Source organism: Haloarchaeobius marinus, assembly GCF_051207415.1.
Classification (GTDB): Archaea; Halobacteriota; Halobacteria; order Halobacteriales; family Natrialbaceae; genus Haloarchaeobius.
Genome location: NZ_JBPKGD010000001.1, coordinates 170,775 through 196,220, shown reverse-complemented (window position 1 = coordinate 196,220; position 25,446 = coordinate 170,775). Strand labels below are relative to the sequence as shown.

Sequence of the window (25,446 nt, the reverse complement as noted above, 5' to 3'; positions counted from 1 at the left end):
ACGAACCCGCGACCAGACCCGGCATCACCTGACGAGCAGTGGCGCGACAGTCGAGGCGGGTGTGCGACGCGCTGTCGTGCCGGACGACCGAACGCGTCGCCTGTCAGCAATCCCACTCCGAGAGCGCCGCCAGTTCGTCCGCCACCTCACGGACCTCCCGGGGGTCGAGTTCACCGCGTTCGGTGACGACGGCGTCGACGAGGTGTCCAGGCGTCTCGTCGAACACCGGGTTCAGCACCGACAGCGGTGCGTCTCCCTCGTAGACCGCCGACCGGCGCCCGGTCTCCATGTTGATCGACTCCTCGGTGTGGACCTTGTCCGTCGAGGCGACGACGTAGTACGGGACCTCCTCGTGTGCGGCGGCGACGGCCGCCGTGCGGGTCCCGACCTTGTTGACGACGGTGCCGTCGGGGAGAACGGTGTCGGCACCGACGAGCACCGCGTCGACCTCGCCGACGACCAGTGCGTACGCGACCGCGGCGTCGGGGACGAGCGTCACGGGGAGGTCACCGACCAGCGATTCGGCGACGTCGACGCCTTCGCCACCCGGCTCGGACGTCGTGACGTACACCTCCTCGGGTTCGGCCTCCGTCAGCGCACGGAGGACCGTCTCGGACCGCGACAGCGTCAGCACCGTCCGGTCGCTGACGAGTGCACCGGCCCGCACCGCGGCGTCGGTGTCGGTCGTCGCGGCCCGGTGGATGCCGTCGCTGGCGTGCCGTTCGACGCTCTCGGCCGTGGGTGACGCGCTCGCGAGGACGCGGTTCACCCGGTTCCGCAGGACGGCCATGCTCGGCCGTGCGTTGCGGAGGCGGCGGCCGAGGTCGGTCAGTTCGTCCCACGCCTCGTCGTCGGGGGCGTCCTCGGCGACGAGCAGGGCCGCCCGGTCGCGGAGCACCTCCAGTGCGCGAATGGAGAGGTACGACGCGCCGTGTTCGCCGTCGGCGGTGACGCTCCGGACCGACGGCGCGACACGCTCGTAGGTCACCCACAGGTCCGGAACGGTTGGCAGGTCGAGTATCTCGGTCGGTGAGCACCACTCGTAGTCGTCGTGTTCCTCGCTGAGGGCCACCTCCCGCGTCTCGACGTCGAACAGGAACGGATGGACGACCCACGTCCGCCCCAGGTCGTCGTCCGGCGTCCGAACGGGGCCGCCACTCCGGACGAGCGAGAGGTCGGCGTCGTCGATGCCGGTCTCCTCCTCGATCTCGATCCGAGCCTGCCGTTCCTCGTCGGCGTCCTCTACGAACCCGGAGACGCCGCCCCAGCGCCCGCCGTAGGTTCCGACCGCGTCGCTCCGGTGGAGCAACAGCACCTCGCCGTCGTTCCGGAGGAACGCGGTCACGACGTGGGTCTCCTCGCTCATGCCGGGAGCAACGACAGCCAGCGGTGTGAGTGTTATCATCGGTTTCGGAGGTATCGTGGCTTTTTGCCGCTCCGGTGTCGACGTAGAGGTATGCCACGAATCGCCATCCTCAGCGACACACACGTCCCCTCCAGGGCCACGGCCATCCCCGACTGGGTGCTCGACGTGGTCGCGGACGCGGACCACGTCGTCCACGCCGGTGACTTCGACTCGCCGGAGGCCTACGAGACGGTCCAGTCCCACGCCACTGACCTCACCGCGGTCGTCGGGAACGTCGACCCGCAGTCCATCGACCTGCCGGCGGTCGCCACGCTCGACGTCGGTGGCGTCCGCTTCGTCGTCACGCACGGAACGGGACCGAAGACGGGGTACCGCGAGCGCGTTCTCGGAGCGGGGCGCGACCACGATGGGGACGTGGTCGTCTCCGGCCACACGCACGAGGTGGTCGACCAGGACCACGACGGCCTGCGGTTGCTGAACCCGGGGAGCGCGACCGGCGCACGGCCGGCGACGCAGACGACGATGTACGAGGCGACCGTCGAGGACGGCACCGTCGACGTGACCCTGCGAACGACGTAGCGACCGACTGGCGGGGCGATTTTCCACCACCGGCGCGCTTTTATCCGGCGCACCGGAACGGCAGAGCATGGAGCTACTGCCGGTCCCCGAGGTCCCCGAGATACGCGAGGGAGACGACCTCGCACGGGTCGTCACCGAACGGTTCGACCTCCGCCCGGACGACGTGGTGGTCGTCGCCTCGACCGTCGTCTCGAAGACCGAAGGCCGGTTCGCGGACCTCGCCGACTTCCCGGCGGGCCCGCGGGCCCGCGAGATCGCGTCGCGACTGGCGTCGATCTCCGGCGAGGAGAAGGATCCCAGGTTCGCCCAGGCCGTCCTCGAGGAGTCGACGGAACTGCTGCTGGAGGCACCGTTCCTGCTCACCGAGACGAAGTTCGGACACGTCGGCGTCAACGCCGGCATCGACCGGTCGAACGTCCCCGACAGCGACGTTCTGCTGCTGCCCGAACGGCCCAGCGAGAGCGCCGCCCGGATACGGGACGGGTTACCCCACGGGAATCCGGTGGTCGTCACCGACACGTCGGGTCGCCCGTTCCGGCACGGGCAGACCGCCGTCGCCATCGGCTGGGACGGGATGTACGCCAACCGCGACTGGCGGGGAGAACGCGACCGCGACGGCCGCGAACTCGGCGTGACCGTCCAGTGCGTCGTCGACGAACTCGCCGCCGCGGCGAACCTCGTCGCCGGCGAGGGTGCCGGCGGGACGCCGGTCGTCGTCGTGCGCGACTGGTCGTTCGGCGACCACGACGGACACGACTCCGTGTTCCGGGGCGTCGACTCGGACCTCGTCCGTCAGGCGCTCAGGGGGTGGACCTTCGACGATGCGTAGGTTCGGCGTCGAACTCACGCCCGAACATCCGGTGACCGAACTCGTCGAGACGGCCCGGGCAGCCGAGGACGCCGGGTTCGACACCGCCTTCGTCTCGTCGCACCACTTCAACCGGGACCCGTTCGTCGTCTGTGACCGCATCGCCCGAGAGACCGACCTCGACGTGGGCCCCGGCGTGGTGAACCCCTACGAGACACACCCCGTGTCGCTCGCGTCTCGCGTCGGCACGCTCGACGAGACGACCGACGGTCGGGCCGTGTTCGGCGTCGGTGCCGGCGACCGGTCGGCGCTGTCGAACCTCGGCTACGAGCACGACCGACCGCTCCGGCGAGTGCTGGAGACGTTCCAGGTGGCTCGACGACTCTGGGCCGGCGAGCGCGTCGACCACGAGGGGACGTTCACCGCACGGAGCGCGGAGTTGAACTTCCCCGTCGGCGAGGTGCCGGTGTACGTCGGGGCACAGGGACCCCACATGATTCGGATGGCCGCGAAACACGCCGACGGCGTCCTCTTGAACGCCTCACACCCGCGCGACTTCGAGTGGGCTGCCGGTCGCGTCCGGGAGGGACTCGACGAGCGTCCGGCCGAGCGTGGCGAGTTCGACGTCGCGGCCTTCGCGAGCGTGAGCGTCGCCGAGGACGCTGACGCCGCCCGCGCGGCCGCACGGCCACCGGTGGCGTTCATCGCGGCGGGGGCTGCCGACCCCGTGCTTGCCCGTCACGACGTCGACCCCGACGCGGCGGCGGCCGTCGGGGCAGCCCTCGGCGAGGGCGACTTCGACTCGGCGTTCGACGGCGTGACGGACGCGATGCTCGACGCGTTCTGCATCGCCGGAACGCCGTCGGAGGTCGCCGAGAGGGTAGAGACGGTGCTCTCCTACGCGGATAGCTTCGTCGCAGGAACGCCGCTCGGACCGGACCCGGTCAGTGCGCCCGGCCTTCTCGCGGCGGCTCTTGGGAGATGAGACGGCCGATACCACTCAAGACGGCACCGATGGTGAGGGCACCGAAGGCGCCGAGTGCGGCGGCGGTCAGGAGTCCACCGACGACGAGCAGGAGTATCGAAAGCGGGTCCCCGTTGCTGACGACCTGACCGAACGCTTCGACCACGTCGGTGACGTTCGAGACGGGGTCGGTCGCTTGCAAGACGATAGACGGTATCTCGACACTGGTCATATCCGAAGGTTCGAGTGCTGCTACTTGGGTCTGTCCGTTGCTCTCAAGAGGGTCCCCACCGTCCACACGAGCATGGCACGGGACGCTTCGTTGACGGAGTTCACCGGTGGCAGTTCGCCGGCCGAGACCGGGGGCGACGGTTCACCGGACGAAACCGAATCGGCCGACGACGAGACGGCCGACGACGAGACCGTCCCGGAGGAGGCGGAGTCGAAGGAAGGGGCGTCGACGGTGGTGTCCACGTCGCGTCTCGTCGTCGACGGCGCGTCGTGTACCGCCTGCGGGTCGACCGTCCAGCGGACCTGGCGGGACGGGTCGGACCTCGTCTGCATCGACTGCAAGGACTGGTGACGAGACCTGTCGTGGGTCCCACGGCAACGTTACAAGCCTAGACACGGTACAGAGACGCACGGACGAACGAACCTCGGTGGCGGCGGCCGGTTTACAGAGACTCAAATAGCTGTTATGGGCAACACAAAAACTATCCCACTACCTCGCACAGTTCGGTACAGTAGTCCTCCGGTCGAATACGACCCGACGGATCCCGGTCGCCAGCACTCATCATGACGGACGCCAACACTCCAGACGCTTCGCACCAGTCGAGTCGACCCGAAACTACCCCATCAGCGATACCGGTCGACGACGCCGCCCAGGTATGTCGAGACGTCATCGCGAACGTCGAGGACGTCATCGTCGGCCACCCGGACGAGATCGAACACGTCGTCACGACCGTCCTCGCACGGGGCCACGTCCTGCTCGAGGACGTTCCCGGCGTCGGGAAGACGATGCTCGCCAGGGCCATCGCCGCTTCCATCGACTGTTCGTTCAAACGAGTCCAGTTCACGCCGGACCTGCTCCCCTCCGACATCACCGGCGTGAACGTGTTCAACCAGAAGACCCGCGAGTTCGACTTCCAGGAGGGGCCAGTGTTCGCGAACATGGTCCTCGGCGACGAGATAAACCGCGCGCCGCCGAAGACGCAGTCGGCACTGCTGGAAGCGATGGAGGAGGAACAGGTCACCGTCGACGGGACGACCCGTCAGCTCCCCCAGCCCTTCACGGTCATCGCGACCCAGAACTCGGTCGAACCGAACCGCACCTACGAACTCCCGCTCGCGGAGGTCGACCGCTTCATGAAGAAACTGCACCTGGGATACCCCTCGCAGTCCGAGGAGTCCGAGATGCTGTCCCGGGTCGTCGGTGACCACCCGATAGAGTCCCTCCAGTCGGTGACCGACGTCGAGACCATCCGGCAGGCCCGCCGGACCGTCTCGGAGGTGACCGTCAAACGACCCGTCCGCGACTACGCGACACGGCTCGCGGAGTACACCCGCGACCACGCGAAACTGGGGGTCTCCCCCCGTGGGACGATAGCGCTCTTGCGCGCCTCCCAGGCCCGGGCCGTCCTGAACGGCCGGGGGTACGTCGTCCCCGACGACGTCCAGACGGAGGCCGCCCGCGTGATGAGCCACCGCATCCGACTCTCGGCGAGCGGGCCGCGTGACCAGGGCATCCAGGTCGTAGAGGAGGCACTGGAGACGGTCCCGGTCGAATAATGCTGACGAAACGTGGGCTCGGTACGGTCGCCGTCGTCGTCGTCCTCGTCGCGATGGCCGTCCAGTTCGGGGCGCGCCAGCTCGGCGCGATAGTCCTCCCGCTGTTCATCGCGCTGCTCGGTGCCGTCATCCAGATGGTGCTCACCGGCCGCCCCGACGTGGAGCGCGTCCTCCCCGATGCGGGCCACATCGGCGAACGCAAGCGCGTCGGCCTCACGTTCGACGTCGCCTCGCCCGTCGCGGCGTCGGTACACGACGAACTCCCGCCCGCCGTCGACGGCGAGGGGAACGAGTTCGAGACGACCATCGGACGGACCGAACACGACTACGGCGTCGAGTACCGTGTCCGTGGCGAACACGAACTCGGCCCACTCACGGTCACGGTGACCGACGTCCTCGGTCTTGCCGAACGAAGTTACACCTACAGTATGCCCGACACCGTCCTCGTCTACCCCCGCGTGTACACCCTGACCGGGTCGACCCGGCACGAACTGAACCTCCTCCCCGAAGGCGCGTTCGACACCAACCGCGAAGAGTTCGACCGGCTCCGGGAGTACGACCGGAGCGACTCCCTGCGAGACGTCCACTGGAAGTCCAGCGCCAAGCGCCCGGCGGACGACCTCGTCGTCAAGGAGTTCCTCGCGGAGAACGACCTCGGCGACGTCCGCATCGCCGCCGAGGCGGCCGAGGGCTGGGACGACGAGATGGCCGAGGCCGCCGCGAGCATCGCGCTCTACCTGCTCGACAACGGCATCGCGGTCGGTCTCGCATCGCCGAACGGCGAACTCGACGTCGCTGCAGGGGCGGACCAGCGCGAACGGTTGCTCAGACAGCTCGCGACGGTAGGTCCCGGGCAGGTGCCGGACCACTACCGCGAGAATGCGGACGTAGTCATCACCGCCAGCGACGAGGCCCGGGTGAGCGTCCGGTTGCCGGGACACGAGGTTCCGTTCGAGACCTTCGTCGGCGACGACGTCCCGCCGGGCGGCGAGGTGGCGGCATGACGGCCCACCGAAACCGCCGGGAGGTGGGTCGATGAGCACCGGCACGCCCACCGCCTACCGGGCGACGAACGAGGCAGAGACACGGGGGACCGTCGAGTGGTTCCGCCTGTTCGCCCTGGCCGGACTGGCGATGCTGACCGCCACCTGGGTCACCGTCCTGTACAAACTGACGCTGACGCTCGGCGGGTCGACGACGCTCCTGGTGCTCGTCACGGGCTCCATCGCGCTCGCGGCCGTCCTCTCCAGGCTCATCTCGACCCGGACCGCCGCCCTCCTCACGGCGGGGTTACTGGTCGTCTCCTACGGGACGTACATCCTCTCGACGCCGAACGGACTGCAGCTACTCGTCCAGGCGTGGGACAAGATACTCGCCGACTCCATCGCCCTGTTGACCGGGTTGACCATCCTCCGGTTGAAGGAGGCCCACCTCTGGGTGCTCGGGTTCGCTCCCGCCCCGGCGTTCTTCTCGTGGTACCTAGCGTTCCGTCGCCGGTACATCTGGGCGGCGGTCGTCGGTGGACTGGCGTTCCTCGTCCTCGTCCTGACCGGCGACGCCACGACCGTTCTCGGGAGTCAGGGCTGGCTCCAGCGCGGGATGCTCTTCGGCGCGACGCTCGGGGGCATCGCGATGGTCGGCTTCGGCGAACTCGAACACCGCGACGGGTCGATCATGCAGGCCGACGTGCTCGTGGTCCTGTTCACGCTGATGCTCATCGCGTCGGCCATCCAGTTGCCGTTCACGGGGTCGGCGCTCCGGCTCGTCGAGGGGAGTCCGTCGACCGTCGAGGGGAGCCTGACGAACTCGCCCGGCGAGACGACCATCCAGGGCTCCATCGAACTCTCCCCCGAGGTTCGATTCACCGTGACGGCCGACGACCCGCAGTACTGGCGCGTCGGCATCTACGACCGCTTCACGGGCGGGTCGTGGACGCGGACGGGGGGTGCCGTCGCCTACTCGGGGCGACTCGATTCGCCACCCGGCGAGACGGAACGCGTCTCACAGCTCGTCCGGATGCACTCGCGGATGCGGGTGATGCCCGCCGCGAACCAGCCCGTCCGCGTCGAGGGACAGGTGCAGGAGTACACCGAGGTCAACGGCCACGGCGGCCTCCAGCCGACGGTGTCGTTCCAGCCGAACGACACCTATCGGGTCATCAGTGAGGTGCCGACGGCCGACGAGGACGACCTCCGGGCCGCCGGCACGGACTATCCGACGCGGGTCGAGGAGATCTACCTCGCCGACGACAAGCAACCCGACTTCTCGGACGAGTTCGAGTCGCGAACGCAGTCCATCGTCGACGAGGCGGGGGCAGAGGACCCCTACGAGACGGCCGTCGCCATCGAGGAGTACCTCGAATCGAACAAGGGCTACTCGCTCGACGTGACCAGGCCGAACGGCAACGTCGCCGAGTCGTTCCTGTTCGAGATGGAGGAGGGGTACTGCGTCTACTTCGCGTCGACCATGACGATGATGCTCCGTTCCCAGGGCATCCCGGCGCGCTACGTCGTCGGCTACACGCCCGGCCAGCAGGTCGACGAGAACCAGTGGGTCGTCCGCGGGCTCGACTCGCACGCCTGGGTCGAGGTGTACTTCCCTGACGTCGGCTGGGTCCGCTTCGACCCGACGCCGGGCGGACCACGGACCGAAGCCGAGATACAGAGCATCGAAGATGCCCGCAACAGTGGGGACAGCGGACAGGTCGACGTCGACGGGAGCGCGGACGCGCCCCTGACGACCACGACGCAGATTCCGACCAATCGACGGACGTCCGACCCCGTAGACCCCATCCGGACGTTCCGCAACCCGAACATCGGTCTCACCACCGGGAACCGCGGAACGTACAACGGGACCGCTCCCGGGGTGACCGCCGGCGGACCGGGCACCGGCGGAACCGGCGGTACCGGATTCACGCCGGAACAACAGCGGTACGTCGCCTTCGGCTTCGTCGCCATGGTCGGTCTGGTCGCCAGCGCCCACCGTGCCGGTGCGACACGGGCGGTCCACCGGGCCGCGAAGATGCGCTGGCAAGGGACCCAGCGCGACCCGGAGACGGACGTCGTACGGGCCGTCGAGCGCCTCGAACTCCTGCTCGAACGGCGCTATCGCGAGCGGGAACCGAGCGAGTCACCACAGAAGTACGTCGGGCGGTTGTCGGTGTCCGGCGTCGACAGGCGCGCCGACCGGGTGGTCGCCCTCCACGAGAAGGCGGTGTACGGACCCGGCGTGAGCAGGGCCGAGGCCGACGAAGCGGTCGACCTCGTCGACGCCATCGTGCGCGCGAACACACCGCTACTCCGTCGGCTCGGTTCCTGAGCCCGTCGCGGTTTGATTTGTTGCGCGCACACCCGATAGTGTTTAATATGGCGATTTCGTATGTCCGACTTGTAATGTCGGAAGTCTGCTCGACGTGTGGATTGCCCGAGGAACTCTGCGTCTGCGAGGACGTTGCCAAGGGAGATACCGAGATAACAATCCGCATTGACGAGCGAAGATACGGTAAGGAAGTAACGGTAATCGAAGGCTTCGACGCGAAAGACGTCGACCTCGATAGCCTCTCGTCGGACCTCAAGTCGAAGTTCGCCTGTGGGGGGACCGTCGAAGACAACCACATCGAACTGCAGGGTAATCACTCGGGCCGCATCGAGGACTTCCTCCGCGAGCGCGGGTTCAACGTCGCCTGAGCGACGGCTGGACCGACGCCTTCTCTACGGACCGGTCACCGAGCGACAGCCACTCGACTCCACCGCAGAAGCTAGAAGGGTGCGTCAGAGCCAGACCCCGCACCCGCGGTCGGGCCCTCGTCGGGGTCGCCGGTCGAGTCGGCACGGTCCAGTTCCCACTCCCACTCCGTGAGGCCGCCGGCCATGCTCTCGACGGTGCCGTCGAACCCCTCGTAGGACGCGATGAGTCGGGCCGCCTGCACGCTCGCCTTGCCGTGGGGACAGACCGTCACGACGTGGTCGTGGCCGGCGACCCGCTCCACCTCGACCGCCAGGCGCTGGAACGGGAGGTTCGTCGACCCCGGGATGTGTCCGCTGTCGAACGCCTTCGGCGGCCGGATGTCGACGACGAGCAGGTCGCCGTCGTCGAGTCGCTCCTTGACCGTCGCGGGTCGGATCTCGCCGTCCATCGTTCCCTAGCAACGCCTCGGCGAACGTAAGGGTGCTGGACCGCGCCGGGGCGAGGGTTCAAGTACGAGGCGGCGGCCAGCGTCGGCGATGACGTGACGACCGCCCCGCGTCGAACTCGGCGGGTGTGTGGCGCACCGGCGCGGGCGACACAGCGCCGCCTGTCCGCCCTACGCACGAAGCAAGCCGTCTTCCGACGCGAGCAATAGCCCCTCGATGGTCGCGTCGTTCGTCGGTTGCGCCCGGGCCGTCTCGACGGCGTCCTCCACGGGCACCGCCGTCACGGTGAGGAACTCGTTGGTGTCGAGTTCGCGCTCGCAGGGTTCCAGGCCCTCCGCGAAGACGATGCCTCGCCGGTGCCGGAGGACGCCGGTCGAACACCAGTACTCCTGCAGGAGAGAGACGCCCGCCGGGTCGAAGCCCGTCTCCTCGCGGAGTTCTCGTGCGCCGGCCGTCGTGAACGATTCGCCGTCCTCGACGACACCGGCTGGAAGTTCCAGTTGCGTCTCGCGGATGGTCGGCCGGTACTGCTCGACGAACAGCACCTCGTCGTCGGTGCGTGCGACGATCACGGCGGCGGGCGGGAGTTCCGCCCAGTAGTAGCGCTTCTCGCTACCGTCGGGTTGCCGGACCAGGTCGTACCCGCCCGTGTACCACCCGGTCTCGTACTCGGCGACCGATTCGAGCACCTCCCAGTCGGCTCGGTCACTCATCGGGTGCCTGTGTGAGTTCCAGTCGGTAAACCGTACCGTTTCGACTGACGTACGCCACGTCGTCACCGTCGACTGCGTCGGGTGTGCGCGTCTCGAACGCCCCGAACTCGTCGAACGGCGAGTGGGTGAACGCACCCTTGAACCCGACCGGCCCCTCGTAGTAACTCGACGACCGACCGTCCTCCAGCGCCTCGAACGTGTACGGATACCGACGCTCGGAGAAGTTCGTCACGTCGACCGCCGCGTGGTCGGTGTCGACCTCTGTCGCGGTCACGTAGTACGGGTCACCGCTCGCCAGCAGCGACGGCAACGCGCCGAGCGCGAGTAACGCGACGACGATGCCGACCAGAACCAGCAGATAGCGCTGTCGCATGGTCGCGCTTGGGACCGACCGAGTAAGGGGGTTTCGTCACAGGTGTTCGCGGTAGATGCGACCGAAGGCCTGCCGTCGAAGGGTGCCGACGGCCGCGTCCTCCTCGTTCTGGAACGTCGCCGCGACGGCCTCGCCGGCGAAGGGCGCCTCGTGCCAGACGACGTTGTCCACGTTCTCGCTCCCGGTCTCGTACACGTCGCCGTCGAAACCGGCCCGCCACTCGTCGTACTCCTCGCGCGTCCCGACGTCGACCGCCAGTTTCGCGGCGAAGAGGACGTCTCTCGCCGTCTCGACGACGTCGGCGTCGACGCGGCCGCGGTACTCCTCGCGGTCGAACCCCATCGACTTCGCGACCTCCTTCACGACCAGTTGTGCGGTCGGTCCGGCCGACTCGTACGCCTCGTTCGCCGTCGCCTGCGTCTCCGGACGAAGGTGTCCGACGGTGTGCATGGCTGTATCCCGGGGCGCCGACCGTTACTCGTTTTCGGTGTCGGACGCCGCCTCACCGTCCTCGCTCTCGCCACTGCGTTCGGCTTCCTCGTGCATCTGCCGGGTGAGTTCGCGAGCCTCCTCCAGAACGTCCTCGTGACCGGTGGCGGTGCTGGCCCCACGGCCGCGGTGGCTCGCCTGCTCGGCGACGGCGTCCTCGAACCGCTGCTGGTCGTGGTCGTGACCGCCGGCCGTATCATCGAAGACCTGCTCGAACTCGGTCTCGGGGACGGCCGCTGCGACGGTGGGGCCGAGTTCTGCCGGGTTGGAGGACTCCCACCCGGGTGCGTACTCGTTCAACCACGCCTCGTGCTCGTCGCCGTGGAGCATCGCGGTGAACGCGAGGTGGTTCGCCAGGTGCTCGGCGTCGGCGTGGGGGACGGAACAGACCGGACACGCGTATCCCATGGTCGAGACCAGGCGCTCGCCCGGAAAGGCCCTTGCGCTTCTCAGAGGTCCCGGACCATGACGAGTGCGTCCTCGCCGTCGTCGTAGTACCGTGGGACGCGACGGAGTGCCTCGAAACCGAAGTCCCGGTACAGCGAGAGCGCCGGCTCGTTGCTCTCTCTGACCTCGAGTTTGACCGACGTCGCGTTCATCGACGTGAGGGTCGCGATGGCGCGCGCGAGCAGTCGGCTTCCGATGCCCCGGCCGCGACACTTCTCGTGGACGGCGAGGTCCTTGACGTGGCCGAGCGGGCGGCCGTGGTTCGGGATGCAGTCGGCGACGACGTACCCGGTCACCTTCCCGTCCTCCGTCGCGACCAGAAAGCCCGGTTCGCCGAGGAACCGCTGGAAGGCGTCGAACGGCCACGGCTGCTGGAAGACGGCCTTCTCGATGCGAAAGACCGCGAGCAGGTCGGCCTGCTCGGCCTGCCGAATCGTCAGGTCGTCGGCCGCGTCTGGGGCCACGGTCGTCACGTCCAGTGAGTTGGGCTGGCGTGACTATCAATCACGTGGGTGCCAGCACGGAACGTCCCGTAGAGCAGGCCGACGCTGGCGACGAGGACGGCGACGTTCCAGACCGACGCGAGCAGTCCCAGCGAGACGATGAGGGTGGTCGCACAGGCCGGCGGATGGACGGTCCGGGTCGTCGTCATCCCGACGGCGGTGCCCGCGACGGCGAGGACGCCAGCGAGCGCGATGCGTCCCTGCCCCACGGCGAACGGCGCTGCAGCGGTCTGGACGACGAGTCCGGGCGCGACTGCCCAGTACGCGAGCAGGCCGGCGACGGCCCCGACGACGTGGCCACCGACCACCCGTCGCGGCCCGGGGTCGTCCCCGCTGGCGAGGACGAACGCCGTCGGGCCGAGGCTGGGAAAGACGAACGCCGCGCCCGACGCCCAGGCGAGGACCGCGGGGACGGCGAGCAGGACCCCCGCGAACGAGTGCTTCCAGTGTGCAACCATCAGGGACGTGCTTTCCGCTCGCACGTGTTGAGCGCGTCGAAAAGAAACGAGGTCGGTCGTCGGATTCAGTCGTCGGCGGGGGCTGCGCCGGACCCACCCTCTGCGTGCTCCTTCGTCCACGGGAGCTTGCCACCGACCGAGAGCATGTCGCGCTCGCGTTCGGAGGCGTCGAGGGTGGCGGTGAACTCCCAGTCGCCGTTCACGCTGACCGTGAACTCCTCCTGACCGGAGTCGACGCCCTCCCGGATGTCGTCGACGACTTCGAGGTCGTCGCCCTGTTCGAGCTTCTCGTAGGTGTCCTCGTCGATGTTGAACGGGACGATACCGAAGTTGAACAGGTTGGCCTTGTGGATGCGTGCGAAGCTCTGTGCGAAGACGGCGTCGATGCCGAGGTACATCGGACACATCGCGGCGTGCTCACGCGAGGAGCCCTGGCCGTAGTTCTCGCCGGCGACGAGGACGCCACCGTCGGCGTCGAGCGCGCGCTCGGGGAAGGTGTCGTCGACGCGGCTGAGGGTGAACTCGCTGAGTTTGGGGACGTTCGACCGGTACATCAGGATGTCCTGCGTCGCGGGGATGATGTGGTCGGTCGTGATGTTGTCCTCCATCTTCAGGAGCGCCTCGCCCTCGAGTTCCTCGTCGAGGGGGTCCTTCAGCGGGACGTCGCCGATGTTCGGGCCCTTGACGAGTTCGTCGTCGACCGCCTCGTCGGGCGCGATGAGGTCGGCCTTGGAACCGTCGTACTCGTCGGGGAGTTCGAAGCCGGGTGCCTCGAGGTCGCCGAGTTCGTCGGCGAGGTCCCGGGGGTCGATTATCTCGCCCTTGATGGCGGCTGCGGCCGCGACCTCGGGCGAGCAGAGGTACACCGAGTCGTCCTCGATACCCGACCGACCCTCGAAGTTCCGGTTGAACGTCCGCAGGGAGACGGAGTCGCTGGCGGGGACGTGGCCGATGCCGATGCAGGCACCACACGTCGCCTCGGAGAAGTTGACGCCGGCGGCCATCATCTCGGCGACCCACCCGTCGCGAGCGAGCATCTCGGAGGCCTGCTTGCTACCGGGTGCGACGATCATCTCCGTCTTCTTGTTGGTCTCGCGGCCTTCGAGCATCTTCGCGGCCGGGAGGATGTCCTCGTAGCCGCCGTTCGTACAGGAACCGACGATGACCTGGTCGACGGACTCGCCCGCGACCTCGCGGACGGGGACGACGTTGTCGGGCATCGACGGCGTGGCGATGAGCGGTTCGAGGTCGGAGAGGTCGACGACGATCTCGTCGTCGTACTCGGCGTCCTCGTCGGGGGCGACCTGCTCGTAGTCCTCGCCGCGGCCGAGGCGCTGGAGGTAGTCCTCGGTCTTCTCGTCGGTCGGGAAGATGGAGGAGGTCGCACCGAGTTCGGTACCCATGTTGGTGATGGTCGTCCGCTCTGGGACCGAGAGCGTCTCCACGCCCGGACCGGTGTACTCCAGCACCTTGCCGACGCCCCCTTTCACGGTGAGGCGTCGAAGCAGTTCGAGGATGACGTCCTTCGCTGTCGCCCACTCGGGGAGTTCGCCCTCCAGTCGGACGTTGACGACCTCGGGCATCTCGATGTAGTACGGTGCGCCGCCCATGGCGACGGTGACGTCGATGCCACCGGCTCCGATGGCGAGTTCACCGAGGCCACCCGGCGTCGGCGTGTGCGAGTCCGACCCGAGCATCGTCTTGCCCGGTGCGGCGAAGTTCTCCTTGTGTACGTTGTGACAGATACCGTTGCCGGGGCGAGAGAAGTACGCGCCGTAGGTGCCCGCTGCAGACCGCAGGAAGCGGTGGTCGTCCGTGTTCTTGAAGTCGAACTGGTACGTCTGGTGGTCACAGTACTGTGCGGCGATCTCCGTCTGGACCTCGTCCAGGTCCATCGCCTCGAACTGCAGCCACACCATCGTCCCCGTCGTGTCCTGGGTCAGGACCTGGTCGATCTCGATTCCGATCTCCTCACCTGTCTCGAGTTCACCTTCGACGAGGTGGTCCTCGAGAATCTTCTCGGTAAGAGTCTGTCCCATAGCGTCCGGAAATCAGCTACCCGCGACCATAAATCCCGCGTGTTTGTGGATAGAAGACCGTGCAGAATTCGCCGTCTCTCCTGTCGATTCGTGCAATGTTTGCCGGGCGAGTGACCGGTCGTCCCCCACGTGGTGGTCCGTCGGTCGGCGTCGGCACCGGTGACGGCCGTCACTGGCAACAGTCATCCGGCTCCTGGAGCGCCGGTGACGTGGCGCCCGCCCGACTCGAACTCGCAAGCTACATTCCATTCCGACTGGAGTGTCGCGTATGTTCCGTTCCGGCGCGTTCGTCGCAGAACAGCTGTCGCCCCTTCGCGACGACCAGGTACAGCCCAACGGCGTCGACCTGACGCTCGACGCCGTCTTCGAGCAACGCGAACCCGGTCGCATCGGCCGTGACGGGAAAAAGGTCGGCGACCGGAGCGAGGTCGAGGCGGAGCAGTACGCCGACGACGCGCCGCCGACGTACTACCTCGAACCCGGCGGCTACGTCGTCCGGTACGGGGAACGCATCCACGTCCCAGAGGGGCACGTCGGCTTCGTCTACCCGCGGTCGTCGCTCATGCGGAACTCCTGCATGCTGAACACCGCCGTCTGGGACGCCGGCTACGAGGGCCGCGGCGAGGGACTACTGCAGGTCAACCACGACGTGGAACTCGAAGCAGGGGCACGAATCGCCCAGTTCGTCCTGTCCGAGGCGGAGCACGTGGGCGAGTACGACGGGAGTTACCAGAACGAGAACCTATAGCGCGGGGTAGACGGACGCGTCCGTCGTGTCAGTCGTGTTCGCCGTCGTCATCCCGTAGCAGGGGCCGGGGTCGTCCGCGGTTCCGACGGCCGACGCCGGGAGTTCGATGGGCTCGGTCGTATTGTAGTCCGAGAACGTCATCGTGACCGAGAGGTTGGCCTGCCGACCGCTGACGTAGTACGTCGCGTTCATCGTCGACCGCAGGAGGCGCTCGTCCTCCCTGTCGACGTACTGCCGGTAGGTGACGTCCTGGAACTCGACGTCCGTCTCACTCCCGGCGAGCAGGGACTGGATGGCCTCCTGGCTCGGCCTGACCTCGATGACGTACACGTCCTCCCCGTCGAGCGTGTCGTTGTAGAGACGCGCGTCGGACTGGTTGAGCAACTCCTGCTGGACGCTCATGTTCGCGCCGGTCCGCCAGGGACTCCTGTCGACGGTCGACTGGTCCCAGTCCCCGCCGAGGTTCAGGCACTGCTGGTCGCCGAAGACGTACGTCGTCGACCCGAGCTTGCTCTGCGAGGAGTTGGTCCGGACCGTGGTGACGCTCTCGGTGACCATCCGCTGGGCCGTCACGTTCACCGTCCCGTTCGATTCGGTCACCTGTTCGTTCTCACCGAACGAGACGGTTGTGACCATCGAGAAGTTGTAGGACTCGACGGACTCCATCTCGTTGACGACGTCGTTCCGTATCTCCGCTCCCTGCTGCGCGCCGGCACCGGCGCCGCCGTCGGTGCTACCAGTGAACGTCGCACAACCGGCGAGGCTCACGAGGAGGGCGAGCGAGAGCGAGACGAGGACGTGGTTCCTTCTGGACATTGCGTGTCGGGCGTTCGGCCGAGGGTTGCAGCCACGTTGCTACAACCTTTTTGGTCCGCGGTCGCCGGTCGCGCCCCCGATGGACGTCGACCGGGACCCGGCCCACGTCGCCGCCTACTCCTCCAGGTCGAGGTCCTTCGAGAGCGTCTCCCGTACCAGCGTCTCCATCCCCCGCCGGAGTCGCTCGGAGGCCGCCTGTCCGGAGACCCCGACCTCCTCACCCAGTCCGCGCAGCGTCGTCTGGCGGGGGATGTCGAAGTAGCCCACCTCGACCGCACGAGACAGGATCTCCCGCTGCGCGCCGGTGAGGCCCGCGTCGGCGGACGACCGGTCGACGTCGCCGCTGTGGATGGATTCGACCGTCGTCGACAGGCCGGCGTCCTCGCAGGCCCGGCGGAACGCGCCGAAGGCGTCGCGGTCCGGAAACAGCATCTTCAGCGTCCACCCGACCCCGTCGCTGGTCGCCTCCAGCATCACCCCGTCGAGTTCCACGGACCGTTCGTACACCTCGGTGATCGGCGTCCCCGGGGAACAGACCACCCGGTACAGCTTGCGACTCCGGTCGTCGACGAGGACCGTCGCGTCGGCGACCGTCGGGTCGGCCTCCAGTCCCGTCTCGAAGGCATCGAACGCACTGCCGCGAGCCCAGAAGACGAGTCGGAGGGAGACCGATGGCGTGGAGTCTATCTGCTCTATCGTAACCTGCATCTCCGGTGCTGAAGAGGCTGCGTGACCGAGGAGGGTAGAATCGATATGGTACCGAACGAACATGTGAGTGGCTAGTTCTGGTACCCCACTGACATCAATCTTACCGGCCGAGACACCCTACTGCTCTTCGCTGGATATGACGTAGGTGTGACCACTACTACTCGCTCCACCGGTGACGTATATAGCGATAGTGCATGTATATACAGGCCACGGGCGTGCGTCGTCCGTTTCCCACGCGGGCGGACTAATGGCAACAATTCGGACAGTAACTCGTCCTCCCCACCGTTCGAACGAGAACAGCACCCGTTCGATTGAAACGACCGGTATTGTCAATGCTGTGAACGACTAGCATGCAGTTCGTGCCCGGGCCGATAGACGGGACGTCAACCCGGTGGGAGTCCTGCAAGCGCACCGTCACTGCTCACGTCGTTCGCAGGAAAACGGACCCGACGGGACTCACGCGAGCGAAGCGAGCGTGAGGTCGTCGGGGGAGCGAGTTCGCGCGGAGCGCGAACGAGCGGACCCGACGGGATTTGAACCCGCGACATCTTGGTCCGGAACCAAGCACTCTGTCCACTGAGCTACGGGCCCTCGGCTACCGATAGCCGACCCGACGACATAACGGTTGTGAACCGCTCATTCGTCGCCGCCGGTCGGCGTCGCCGTCGGGACGTCGTCTATGTAGGCGTCCTTCCAGGTGCCCCGGGTGAACCAGAGGGTCGCGAGGACGGCACCGACGACGTTCCCGGAGGCCATACCGATCCAGAACCCAGTCGAACCGAGGCCGGCCCCGGCGATGCCGAGGAGTGGGACGGTGTCGAAGGCGAGGTAGCCGACGGTGGCGACGCGACCGACCCAGAGGGTGACCAGCGAGAAGGCCAGGGCCGTCTTGGTGTTGCCCGCGCCCCGGTAGGCACCGAGGACGACCTGGAGGATGCCGATGAAGGCGAACTCGACGGTCCGGATGCGGATGTACTCGGCGCTGTTGGCGATGGTGGCGGCGGCGTCCTCGATGTTCTCGTCGACGAAGGCGTTGACGAGGAGGTCCGGGACGAGGAACACGACGACGGCGACGACGAGCAGGATGCTGGCGCTGACCGCCGCCGCGAGGTAGACCGCACGCTCGGCCCGGTCGGAGTTGCCGGCGCCGAGGTTCTGGCCGACCATCGTGTTCGTGGCTCTCCCCAGTCCCATCGCGGGGAGGAAGATGAGCGAGGCGATGCGGTTGCCGAGGCCGTAGGCGGCGACGACGGGCGGGGCGAACTGGACGATCATGGCCGTCAGCGTCACCATGGCGAACGCGCTCGCGGACTGTTCGAGTGCCGTGGGGACGCCGAGTTCGACGATGTCGCGCACGACCGAGCGGTCCGGCCTGAGGTGTTCGAGTCGGACGTCGGGACCGGCGTCGGTCCCGAAGAGGACGTAGACACCGAGTACGGACCCCAGCCCTCGCGAGACGACGGTGGCGACGGCCGCACCCGTGATGCCGGTGATGGCCTCGGGGACGGGCCCGATGCCGAAGATGAGGATGGGGTCGAGGACGACGTTGAGGGCGACGCTGACGAGCATGACCCGCATCGGCGTCTTCGTGTCCCCGTACCCGCGCATGAGCGCCGAGAAGACGAAGAAGCCGAACATGAAGACGATGCCGAGGAAGAACACCTCCATGTAGTCGGCGGCGAGGGGGATGACCGCCTCCCTGGTCTCGTCCTGACTCGGGAGGGCCGCGAGCATGTCCTCGGTCAGGAGGTAGCCGACGATGCCGAGTCCGACGGCGAGGATGGAGACGAACGAGAGGGTCTGTCCGGCGACGCGCCCGGCAGACCTGTCGCTGTCGGCCCCCGTGTACTGCGCGACGAGGATGCTCCCGGCGGCGGTGAACCCGCCCGCGAGCGAGATGAGCAGGAAGATGAGGGGGAACGCGAGGCTGATGGCGGCCAGCGCGTCGGTGTCGAACTGACCGAGCCAGAACGTGTCTGCGATGTTGTACGTGACCTGGAGGAGCTGGAGGGCGACGATGGGCCAGGCGAGGCGGAACATCGGTCGCACCAGTCCGCCCTCCGTGATGCTGTCGGACGGCCGGGGACTCACTGAACTTCGAAACGAAACACGGTACATTGAATCTGTTGAAACGGCCCGGCCAGCGGCGGTCGGCCATCAGTCCGCGTACAGGTCGACGCCCTCGAACCGGGCCCAGATGACGAGCGCAGAGGGCGTGACGACGACGCCCGTCAGGTAGGAGTAGAAGACGCTGAGTGCAGTGAGCAGGCCGAACTGTCCGAGGACGGGCGTGATGGCGAGGACGAGGACGCCGGTCCCGGCCGTCGTCGTGAGCATGCTCCCCGTGAGTGCGCCACCGGTCCCGCGGACGGTCTCGGAGATGGCCGGCACGACGGCGCCGGACTTCTCGAACTCGTCGACGAACCGGTGGACGATGTGGGCGGAGTAGTCGATGCCGAGGCCCAGCGTGATGGAGAGGATGGTCGCGGTGAGCGCGTTGAACGGGACGCCGAACAGGCGCATCGACCCCGCGATGAGCGCGAGCGTCACCGCGATGGGGACGAGGTTGACGACGCCCAGCGACGGCCGACCGGCGAGCAGGTAGTAGACGAGGACGAGGAACACCGCCGTCAGCGCGAAGGCGATGACGAGGCTCCGGATGGCCGACGCGAGGATGGTCTCGGCGATGTCCTGGAAGACGACGATTGAACCCGTTGCCGTCGCCTCGAACCGGTACCTGTCGGCCTGCTCGCGCGCGTCGTCGGTTATCTCGGACTGTGATGCGTCGGCCTCGACGGTGTAGACGACGCGGGTGCTCCGGAAGTCCGGCGTGATGTACCGGAGCGTCTGGTCACGGACTGGCGAGTCGAGCATGACCTCGTATATCCGTTCGAGGTTCCGCTCGGGGATGCCGTCGTCGTCGGGGTCGTTCCGGGCGACGAGGCGGCGGAACGACTCGGACTGCCCGCTGAACTGGCGGATCACCCCGAGCAGACTCTCCGAGCGCGCCTCGCGGTTCTCCGTGACGAACGACTCCGGCGGGTCGCGGTTCGCGCGCTGGATCATCTCCAGGGCGTCGTTCTGGCGCATCGGCCCCTCGACGTAGAGCACGATGGTGTCGTCCTCGGCGGCGGCGAAGTTGCGTTCGAGGAAGTTCGTCGTCGCCGTCACGGTGTACTCGCCGGGGGCGAACGGTTCGGGGAGTGCTTCGAGGAAGTCGGGGATGTCCTCTGGCGGGAGGAAGTCCTCGTCGGAGAACGAGGTGTCGACGCCGGTGCCGTAGTACCCGGCGGCCGCGGTGAGCGCGACGACGAGGACGAGGAAGACGACGGGTCCCCTGCGGGCGATGACGACGCCGACGGTGAGCACGGACCCCAGCGCGGACCCCTCGCTCCCGAGGGGACGCTGGCTGAACTGCGGAATCGGTGTCTTCGCGACGAACCGGTCCGCGAGCACCTTCGCCGCCGGGAGGAAGACGCCGAAGATGAGGAACGTGAAGACGATGCCGATGGCGGCGACGATGCCGAAGTCGCGGATGGGCGCGAGGCCGCTGGTCGCGTTCGACGCGAACCCGATGACGGTCGTCGTGGTGACGATGCCGAACGCGACGAGCAACTGCCGGGCCGCCACCCGCATCGACGTCTCGACGCCCGTGTCGGTCACCCGTTCCTCGCGGTAGCGGTTGATGGTGTGCAGGCCGAAGTCGATGCCGACGGCGAGCAGCAGCGGCGGCACCGCGATGAGCAACTGTGTGAACGCGATGTTCGCCAGGCCGAGGAAGCCGATGGTCCAGACGAGCGCCATGCCGAGCGACACCAGTCCGAGCAGGAGGTCCACGAGGTCTCGGTACGCGACGACGAGGAAGACGAGGATGAGCACGAGCGCCGCCGGGATGACGATGAGCAACGAGTCGCCGATGATGTTCGAGAACTCCTCGGAGAGGATACCCGACCCGAACACGACGACGTCGCCACCCGCGGATTCGACGACCCGCTCTGTCCGTAACTGGATGTCGGTCAGCGGACTGGTCCCGCCGGCACCCGCCGTCTCGCTGAGTCCGGCCGGGATGCGGTGCCGGACGACCGAGATCGACGCCGACGCGCTGGCGGATTCGCGGTTGAAGTCCTCGCTCAACGCGGCGGAGAACCCGGGCGACTGGCGCGTGGCGCGCCGGACCGCCCGGTCTATCTCGCCCTCCGTGGCGTCCTCGACGGCCCGAATCTCCGCGTCCAGGGTCGTCGCGTTCGGGTCGAGCGTCCGGGCGACGGTGCGGGCGGGACTGGTCGTCGAGGCGACCCGGAGCGACGGTCGGTCCTCAAGGCGTTCGAGGATGCGGAGCATCCGGACGAGTTCACGCCGGGAGAGGACGTTCTGGGACCGGTGGATGAGTTGCGTCGTCCCCTCGTCCGGTTCGAACGTCGGTTCGAAGTCGCGGTTCACCCGGTCGAACGCCTGCTGGGCGGGACTGTCCTCGGTGAACTGGCTGGTGCCCGCCTCGGTCGAGATGTTCCCGAGGCCGACCGCGAACACGACCGTCAGGAGCAGGAAGGCGACGACGATGGCGACCGGCCGTTCGACGACGAGGTCGGCGACGCGATTCGTGGCGTCGTCGACGCGCGACACCGCTACTCGCCCCCGTCCCCTGTCCCGGTCCCGTCGGCGTCGCCGGTCGTCGCCTCCTCGTCTCCATCCGTCTCCTCCTCGCCGACCCACGGCAGGGTGTCAGACCAGGAGTCGGCCTCGTCCGACCGCTGCCAGAGGTAGACGCCGGCGACGAGCACGGCGAGCAGGATCACCGGCGGGAAGACCCACCACGGGAGCCACGGGAACCCGTCGCCAGCCGGTTCCTGGACGGTTATCGGGACGCTGAACGTCTTCGAGAGCTCCGTCGCCCCGTCGGGACGGTCGTACTGGAAGTCGATGGACAGGGGATAGTCCTTGTCGACGGCGTCGCTGGCCGCCGAGACCCGGAAGCGTAACTCTACGGTCTCGTTGGGTGCCAGCGAGGAGACGAACGCCTGGTCGTCGGGGACCGACAGCGGTTCGTTCGCGAACACCTTCGCGTTCACGTTCCGGACCGTCTCGTCGCGGTTGTTCGTGACTGACAGCGTGATAGTGCGGGTGCTGCCGCTGGTCACGGTGACGTTGCCCGGTCGGACGATGAACGCGTCGCGCTGGGGCGCGACGGGCGCCGCCGCGACGAGCGTCCTGCTCCGGCGGTCCTCGTCGTCCTGGTTCTGGTAGACGACCCTGAACGTGAGCCGGCGGTCCGTCTCCTCCGCGTCGGCCACGACCTCGGCTGGAATCCGGAAGGACGCGTTCTCCCCGGGTTCGAGCGTTCCGAGGGGAATCTCCGCCTCCTGGATGATGACGGACTCGCTCTGTGTCGTCACCTCGATGGCGGCCTCGTAGGCGGTCCCCGGACCGACGTTCGTGACCGTCCCCGAGACGGCACCCTCCTCGCCGACCCGGAGCGTACTGTCGAAGTCTGCCAGCGCGAAGTCCTGCTCGGACAGCGGTTGGACGCCGAAGGTCTGGGCCTCCGAGCGCCGGGAGTCGCCGTCCTCGTCCTCGTAGTCGACCGCGACCGAGAGGGGGTACTGCTGGACCTCCGTCACGTTCGTGCTCGAGACCGTGAACTCGACGGTCCGCTCGGCGTCGGTGGGCCACGACCCGACGAACCGACTCCCGTTCGGGGCGCGGCCGACGAGCAACTCGCCGCTCTGCGTCCGCAGCGTCACCACCGCGTCGGTGGCGTTGGCGGCGTCGGTGTTCTCGAGCGTGACGGAGAGCGTCCCGTCCTCGCCGACCTGCACCGACGAGTCCACGTCTACGATCTGGAACGCCGCCACCCGTTCGTCGACGTCCAGTTGCGTCGAGAGCGTCTCGCTCTGGCGCGGTTCGTCGTCGCCGGTCTGGTACGCGACGACGAACGAGAACTGCCGGGGGATAGCCTTCGCGTCCCGTGCGATGCTGACGGGGAGTTCGATGGTTGCGGACTCGCCGGATTCGAGGTCGCCGACGGGGTACTGCGACACCTGTGCGATGACGTCCGGGTCCTCGCTCGTCAGGCGGACGACGGCGTCCTGGACGTCACGGGGGCCCTCGTTGGTCACCGTCGCCGTGACGGTCCCGTCGTCGCCGACCTGCAGGTCGGCGCTGACGTCCGAGAGGGAGAACGTCTGCTCGTCGTCGGGCGTGAGTCCGAACCTGAACGGGGCGCTCTGCTGGCGGTTGTTGTTCTCGTCGTCGTAGGCGACCCTCGCGATGAATGCGTACTCCTGGGTCTCGGTGACGTTCGTCGACGCGACCGTGAACGTCACCTCCTCGGTCTCGCCGGGTTCCCACTCGCCAACGAACCGGGCGCCCCGACTCTGGTTTCCATCGAGCCGGCCGTCGGCAGGGCGACCGACGAGCACCTCGCCGCTCTCGGACTGGAGCGTAACGACCGCATCTTCGATGGTCTCGTCGAGCGTGTTCTCGAGTTCGAGGGTTATCGTCCCGTCCTCCCCGACCTGGAAGTCCGAGTCGACGTCTTGCAACTCGAAGTCGTCCCGGAACTCGTCGACGTCGTACGTGCCCAGGAGGGGCGTGCTCCGTCGAGGGTCGTCGTCGCGGTTGCGGTACTCGACGACGAACTGGAGTTGCCGGTCGCCGGCCCGGGCCTGCCGGGCGACGCGGACGGGGAGTTCGAAGTCCTCCGTCTCGCCGGGGTCGAGGTCGCCGAGGGCGTACTCCGACCGCTGTGGATCGATTCCCTCCGGCGGGTCGACGATTCTGAGGACGGCCTGTTCGGCGGTCTGTGGTCCGCGGTTGGTCACCTCGCCCTCGATGGTCCCCTCGGCGCCGACGCGGAGGGTGCCGTCGGTGTCGCTGAGGCGGAAGCGTTGCTCGCTCCGGGGCCGGATACCGATTCGGAGGTCGTCCGCCACCTGCTCGGTCCCCGACTCGTCCTCGTACTGGACGGTCAGGTCGACGGGGTACGGTTCGGTGATGGAGTCGTTCGTCGCCCTGACGGAGAACTCGACGGTGCGTTCCTCGTCGGCGTCCCAGTCGCCGACGAACCGGGTCGCGTTCTGGGACTGCCCGAACAGGAAGTCGCGGTTCAGCGACGACGCAGTGACGACGGCGTCGGTCAGGTCCTCCTCGCCCGTGTTCTCCAGGGTCACCCGGACGGTCCCGCGTTCGCCGACCTGGACGCTGGTCTCCACGTCGGTCACCTCGAACACCTCGGCCTCGTCGTCCACCTCCACCGTCGCCGTCAGTTCCCTGCTCGTCAGTCGGTTCCCCTCGTCGTCCCGGTAGACGACGACGAACGCGACCTGGTACGTCCCGGGTTCGGCGTCGGGCGCGACGGTGACGGGGAACTCGAAGCCCTCCGTCTCGCCGGCGGCGAGCGTGCCGAGGACGGCCTCCTGCTGTCGGGGCTGGATCGGGCCCTCGGCCCTCGCGAGCCGGATGACGGCCTCCTCGGCGTCGTCGGGGCCGCGGTTGGTCACGTCACCCTCGATGGTCCCGTCGGCCCCGACGCGCAGGTCGCCGTCGACGCCGCGAACCACGAACCGCTGCTCGCTCCGGGGACTGACGCCGATCCGGAGGTCGTCGGCGACCCGTCGCTGGCCGTCCTCGGTCCGGTAGTCGACGGCCAGGTCGACGGGGTACGGTTCGGTGACGGACTGGTTCGAGGTCGTCACCGAGAACTCGACGGTGCGCTCCTCGCCGGCGTCCCAGTCGCCGACGTATCGGGTCGCGTTCCGGGACTGCCCGAACAGGAAGTCGCGGTTCAGCGACGATGCGGAGACGACCGCGTCGGTCAGGTCCTCCTCGCCCGTGTTCTCCAGGGTCACCCGGAGCTTCCCGGTCGACCCGACCTGGACGGTCGTCTCCACGTCGGTCACCTCGAACACCTCGGCCGCGTCGTCCACCTCCACCGTCGCCGTCCGGCGCTCGCTCTCGACCCGGTCGCCGGATCCGTTCCGGTACTCGACGACGAAGGTGATCTGGTACTCGCCGGGGGTCGCGTTGCGGGCGACGCGGACGGGGAACTCGAAGCGCTCCGTCTCGTTCTCGTCGAGGTTCCCGACGGCTGGCGTCCGTTCGAGTGGCTGGAGTCCGGCGCCCGCGTCGACGATGCGGACGACGACCTCGTCGGCGTCGGCGGGGGCGTGGTTGGTCACCGCACCCGAGATGATTCCGTTGCCCCCGACGCGCAGGTCGCTGGTCACGTCCGATATCTCGAAGGAGACGGTCCCGGACGGCGTTCCGTCGTCGGGCCGCTGGGTCCCGGACCGACTGGTTGCCGGTTGCGTGGTGGCCGTCGGTCGGGAACAGGACTCGCTGGTCCTCCCCGACCGCGTGTCGTCGTCGCAGGTGGTCGCCATCGGCTGACTCGACCCGTCGTCCCCGGACGGAGACCCGTCGCCGGTCACGTCCAGCGCCCCGACGTAGAGACCGGTGGCTGGTGCCGCGACGACTAGCAGACACACCAGGACCGCGACCCGGCGACTCATCCGG

The 25,446-nt window shown here is 68.0% G+C and carries 24 protein-coding genes and 1 tRNA gene; 9 read left to right on the top strand and 16 right to left on the bottom strand.

What is annotated here, in order from left to right; genetic code table 11:
• Positions 1 to 103: 103 nt before the first annotated feature.
• Entirely contained in the window at positions 104 to 1,366 is a 1,263-nt protein-coding gene (locus ACSC1W_RS01055) for an eIF2B alpha/beta/delta subunit family protein (protein ID WP_435344629.1), read from the bottom strand.
• Between the two features lie 90 nt (positions 1,367 to 1,456).
• Between ACSC1W_RS01055 and ACSC1W_RS01050 the strand changes: the two genes are divergently transcribed.
• From ACSC1W_RS01050 to ACSC1W_RS01040, 3 genes are all read left to right on the top strand, one after another.
• Positions 1,457 to 1,945 carry a metallophosphoesterase family protein gene (locus tag ACSC1W_RS01050; RefSeq protein WP_435344627.1) on the top strand — a complete coding sequence of 163 codons (489 nt, stop codon included), beginning with the start codon at positions 1,457 to 1,459 and terminating at the stop codon, positions 1,943 to 1,945.
• A 67-nt stretch (positions 1,946 to 2,012) separates the two neighbouring features.
• Positions 2,013 to 2,774 (top strand): coenzyme F420-0:L-glutamate ligase, encoded by a 762-nt coding sequence (locus tag ACSC1W_RS01045; protein WP_435344625.1) that lies wholly within the window; start codon positions 2,013 to 2,015, stop codon positions 2,772 to 2,774.
• Positions 2,767 to 3,738 (top strand): 5,10-methylenetetrahydromethanopterin reductase, encoded by a 972-nt coding sequence (locus ACSC1W_RS01040; protein ID WP_435344623.1) that lies wholly within the window; start codon positions 2,767 to 2,769, stop codon positions 3,736 to 3,738. The genes ACSC1W_RS01045 and ACSC1W_RS01040 overlap by 8 nt, the downstream gene beginning before the upstream one ends.
• Here the strand turns inward: ACSC1W_RS01040 and ACSC1W_RS01035 are convergent.
• Positions 3,698 to 3,949, bottom strand: coding sequence for a DUF8024 family protein (locus tag ACSC1W_RS01035; protein ID WP_435344622.1), 252 nt, complete (start codon positions 3,947 to 3,949; stop codon positions 3,698 to 3,700). The genes ACSC1W_RS01040 and ACSC1W_RS01035 overlap by 41 nt on opposite strands.
• Positions 3,950 to 4,021: 72 nt before the next feature.
• Between ACSC1W_RS01035 and ACSC1W_RS01030 the strand changes: the two genes are divergently transcribed.
• The 5 genes from ACSC1W_RS01030 (at position 4,022) to yciH (ending at position 9,191) form a co-directional block, all read left to right on the top strand.
• Complete coding sequence (locus tag ACSC1W_RS01030; RefSeq protein ID WP_435344620.1) at positions 4,022 to 4,300, top strand: DUF7573 domain-containing protein; 279 nt, start codon at positions 4,022 to 4,024, stop codon at positions 4,298 to 4,300.
• Between the two features lie 212 nt (positions 4,301 to 4,512).
• On the top strand, positions 4,513 to 5,505 hold the full coding sequence (locus tag ACSC1W_RS01025) for an AAA family ATPase (RefSeq protein ID WP_435344619.1): 993 nt from the start codon (positions 4,513 to 4,515) through the stop codon (positions 5,503 to 5,505).
• The gene (locus ACSC1W_RS01020; RefSeq protein ID WP_435344617.1) at positions 5,505 to 6,509 is read left to right on the top strand and encodes a DUF58 domain-containing protein; all 1,005 of its coding nucleotides are present in this window, start codon (positions 5,505 to 5,507) and stop codon (positions 6,507 to 6,509) included. The genes ACSC1W_RS01025 and ACSC1W_RS01020 overlap by 1 nt, the downstream gene beginning before the upstream one ends.
• 31 nt (positions 6,510 to 6,540) lie before the next feature.
• The gene (locus tag ACSC1W_RS01015) at positions 6,541 to 8,823 is read left to right on the top strand and encodes a transglutaminase TgpA family protein (RefSeq protein ID WP_435344615.1); all 2,283 of its coding nucleotides are present in this window, start codon (positions 6,541 to 6,543) and stop codon (positions 8,821 to 8,823) included.
• Positions 8,824 to 8,897: 74 nt separating this feature from the next.
• Positions 8,898 to 9,191, top strand: a complete 294-nt coding sequence (gene yciH, locus ACSC1W_RS01010; RefSeq protein WP_089733931.1) for a stress response translation initiation inhibitor YciH — start codon at positions 8,898 to 8,900, stop codon at positions 9,189 to 9,191.
• A 71-nt stretch (positions 9,192 to 9,262) separates the two neighbouring features.
• Here the strand turns inward: yciH and ACSC1W_RS01005 are convergent, their stop codons facing one another.
• The 8 genes from ACSC1W_RS01005 to ACSC1W_RS00970 form a co-directional block, all read right to left on the bottom strand.
• Positions 9,263 to 9,640, bottom strand: a complete 378-nt coding sequence (locus ACSC1W_RS01005) for a rhodanese-like domain-containing protein (RefSeq protein ID WP_435344613.1) — start codon at positions 9,638 to 9,640, stop codon at positions 9,263 to 9,265.
• A 168-nt stretch (positions 9,641 to 9,808) separates the two neighbouring features.
• Positions 9,809 to 10,351, bottom strand: a complete 543-nt coding sequence (locus ACSC1W_RS01000) for an NUDIX hydrolase (protein WP_435344611.1) — start codon at positions 10,349 to 10,351, stop codon at positions 9,809 to 9,811.
• Positions 10,344 to 10,724: a hypothetical protein gene (locus tag ACSC1W_RS00995; RefSeq protein ID WP_435344609.1), complete on the bottom strand. Its 381-nt coding sequence runs from the start codon at positions 10,722 to 10,724 to the stop codon at positions 10,344 to 10,346. The genes ACSC1W_RS01000 and ACSC1W_RS00995 overlap by 8 nt, the downstream gene beginning before the upstream one ends.
• Before the next feature lie 36 nt (positions 10,725 to 10,760).
• On the bottom strand, positions 10,761 to 11,174 hold the full coding sequence (locus ACSC1W_RS00990; protein WP_435344607.1) for a DUF5809 family protein: 414 nt from the start codon (positions 11,172 to 11,174) through the stop codon (positions 10,761 to 10,763).
• Between the two features lie 24 nt (positions 11,175 to 11,198).
• Positions 11,199 to 11,621, bottom strand: a complete 423-nt coding sequence (locus ACSC1W_RS00985; protein WP_435344606.1) for a DUF5810 domain-containing protein — start codon at positions 11,619 to 11,621, stop codon at positions 11,199 to 11,201.
• Between the two features lie 41 nt (positions 11,622 to 11,662).
• Complete coding sequence (gene rimI / locus ACSC1W_RS00980) at positions 11,663 to 12,133, bottom strand: ribosomal protein S18-alanine N-acetyltransferase (protein WP_435344604.1); 471 nt, start codon at positions 12,131 to 12,133, stop codon at positions 11,663 to 11,665.
• Positions 12,130 to 12,621: an HPP family protein gene (locus ACSC1W_RS00975; RefSeq protein ID WP_435344602.1), complete on the bottom strand. Its 492-nt coding sequence runs from the start codon at positions 12,619 to 12,621 to the stop codon at positions 12,130 to 12,132. The genes rimI and ACSC1W_RS00975 overlap by 4 nt, the downstream gene beginning before the upstream one ends.
• A gap of 65 nt (positions 12,622 to 12,686) precedes the next feature.
• Positions 12,687 to 14,660 carry an aconitate hydratase gene (locus ACSC1W_RS00970; RefSeq protein ID WP_435344600.1) on the bottom strand — a complete coding sequence of 658 codons (1,974 nt, stop codon included), beginning with the start codon at positions 14,658 to 14,660 and terminating at the stop codon, positions 12,687 to 12,689.
• Positions 14,661 to 14,928: 268 nt separating this feature from the next.
• On the opposite strand from ACSC1W_RS00970, the gene ACSC1W_RS00965 reads away from it, so the two are divergent.
• Positions 14,929 to 15,408, top strand: a complete 480-nt coding sequence (locus ACSC1W_RS00965) for a deoxyuridine 5'-triphosphate nucleotidohydrolase (RefSeq protein ID WP_435344598.1) — start codon at positions 14,929 to 14,931, stop codon at positions 15,406 to 15,408.
• Here the strand turns inward: ACSC1W_RS00965 and ACSC1W_RS00960 are convergent.
• From ACSC1W_RS00960 to ACSC1W_RS00935, 6 genes are all read right to left on the bottom strand, one after another.
• A complete protein-coding gene (locus tag ACSC1W_RS00960) occupies positions 15,403 to 16,224 on the bottom strand; it encodes a LolA-like protein (RefSeq protein ID WP_435344596.1) in 822 nt (273 codons plus the stop codon). The two genes, ACSC1W_RS00965 and ACSC1W_RS00960, sit on opposite strands and share 6 nt — an antisense overlap.
• Positions 16,225 to 16,338: 114 nt before the next feature.
• Positions 16,339 to 16,995 carry a helix-turn-helix domain-containing protein gene (locus ACSC1W_RS00955; RefSeq protein WP_435344594.1) on the bottom strand — a complete coding sequence of 219 codons (657 nt, stop codon included), beginning with the start codon at positions 16,993 to 16,995 and terminating at the stop codon, positions 16,339 to 16,341.
• Positions 16,996 to 17,450: 455 nt separating this feature from the next.
• Positions 17,451 to 17,523, bottom strand: a tRNA-Arg gene (locus ACSC1W_RS00950).
• A 45-nt stretch (positions 17,524 to 17,568) separates the two neighbouring features.
• The gene (locus ACSC1W_RS00945; RefSeq protein WP_435345988.1) at positions 17,569 to 18,972 is read right to left on the bottom strand and encodes an MATE family efflux transporter; all 1,404 of its coding nucleotides are present in this window, start codon (positions 18,970 to 18,972) and stop codon (positions 17,569 to 17,571) included.
• 117 nt (positions 18,973 to 19,089) lie between these two features.
• Entirely contained in the window at positions 19,090 to 21,555 is a 2,466-nt protein-coding gene (locus tag ACSC1W_RS00940) for an efflux RND transporter permease subunit (protein WP_435344593.1), read from the bottom strand.
• A gap of 2 nt (positions 21,556 to 21,557) precedes the next feature.
• Positions 21,558 to 25,442 (bottom strand): COG1361 S-layer family protein, encoded by a 3,885-nt coding sequence (locus ACSC1W_RS00935; RefSeq protein WP_435344591.1) that lies wholly within the window; start codon positions 25,440 to 25,442, stop codon positions 21,558 to 21,560.
• Positions 25,443 to 25,446 lie beyond the last annotated feature (4 nt).

Bases quoted from the DNA above. Each gene is read 5' to 3' on its own strand.
- ACSC1W_RS00970 (WP_435344600.1), bottom strand. From the start codon at position 14,660: ATGGGACAGACTCTTACCGAGAAGATTCTCGAGGACCACCTCGTCGAA.
- ACSC1W_RS01040 (WP_435344623.1), top strand. From the start codon at position 2,767: ATGCGTAGGTTCGGCGTCGAACTCACGCCCGAACATCCGGTGACCGAA.
- yciH (WP_089733931.1), top strand. From the start codon at position 8,898: ATGTCGGAAGTCTGCTCGACGTGTGGATTGCCCGAGGAACTCTGCGTC.
- ACSC1W_RS00965 (WP_435344598.1), top strand. From the start codon at position 14,929: ATGTTCCGTTCCGGCGCGTTCGTCGCAGAACAGCTGTCGCCCCTTCGC.
- ACSC1W_RS01035 (WP_435344622.1), bottom strand. From the start codon at position 3,949: ATGACCAGTGTCGAGATACCGTCTATCGTCTTGCAAGCGACCGACCCC.
- ACSC1W_RS01005 (WP_435344613.1), bottom strand. From the start codon at position 9,640: ATGGACGGCGAGATCCGACCCGCGACGGTCAAGGAGCGACTCGACGAC.
- ACSC1W_RS01055 (WP_435344629.1), bottom strand. From the start codon at position 1,366: ATGAGCGAGGAGACCCACGTCGTGACCGCGTTCCTCCGGAACGACGGC.
- ACSC1W_RS01000 (WP_435344611.1), bottom strand. From the start codon at position 10,351: ATGAGTGACCGAGCCGACTGGGAGGTGCTCGAATCGGTCGCCGAGTAC.
- ACSC1W_RS01045 (WP_435344625.1), top strand. From the start codon at position 2,013: ATGGAGCTACTGCCGGTCCCCGAGGTCCCCGAGATACGCGAGGGAGAC.
- ACSC1W_RS00985 (WP_435344606.1), bottom strand. From the start codon at position 11,621: ATGGGATACGCGTGTCCGGTCTGTTCCGTCCCCCACGCCGACGCCGAG.
- ACSC1W_RS00945 (WP_435345988.1), bottom strand. From the start codon at position 18,972: ATGTTCCGCCTCGCCTGGCCCATCGTCGCCCTCCAGCTCCTCCAGGTC.
- ACSC1W_RS01030 (WP_435344620.1), top strand. From the start codon at position 4,022: ATGGCACGGGACGCTTCGTTGACGGAGTTCACCGGTGGCAGTTCGCCG.
- ACSC1W_RS00935 (WP_435344591.1), bottom strand. From the start codon at position 25,442: ATGAGTCGCCGGGTCGCGGTCCTGGTGTGTCTGCTAGTCGTCGCGGCA.
- ACSC1W_RS00960 (WP_435344596.1), bottom strand. From the start codon at position 16,224: ATGTCCAGAAGGAACCACGTCCTCGTCTCGCTCTCGCTCGCCCTCCTC.
- ACSC1W_RS01015 (WP_435344615.1), top strand. From the start codon at position 6,541: ATGAGCACCGGCACGCCCACCGCCTACCGGGCGACGAACGAGGCAGAG.
- ACSC1W_RS01020 (WP_435344617.1), top strand. From the start codon at position 5,505: ATGCTGACGAAACGTGGGCTCGGTACGGTCGCCGTCGTCGTCGTCCTC.
- ACSC1W_RS01050 (WP_435344627.1), top strand. From the start codon at position 1,457: ATGCCACGAATCGCCATCCTCAGCGACACACACGTCCCCTCCAGGGCC.
- ACSC1W_RS00955 (WP_435344594.1), bottom strand. From the start codon at position 16,995: ATGTTCGTTCGGTACCATATCGATTCTACCCTCCTCGGTCACGCAGCC.
- ACSC1W_RS00995 (WP_435344609.1), bottom strand. From the start codon at position 10,724: ATGCGACAGCGCTATCTGCTGGTTCTGGTCGGCATCGTCGTCGCGTTA.
- ACSC1W_RS01025 (WP_435344619.1), top strand. From the start codon at position 4,513: ATGACGGACGCCAACACTCCAGACGCTTCGCACCAGTCGAGTCGACCC.
- ACSC1W_RS00990 (WP_435344607.1), bottom strand. From the start codon at position 11,174: ATGCACACCGTCGGACACCTTCGTCCGGAGACGCAGGCGACGGCGAAC.
- ACSC1W_RS00975 (WP_435344602.1), bottom strand. From the start codon at position 12,621: ATGGTTGCACACTGGAAGCACTCGTTCGCGGGGGTCCTGCTCGCCGTC.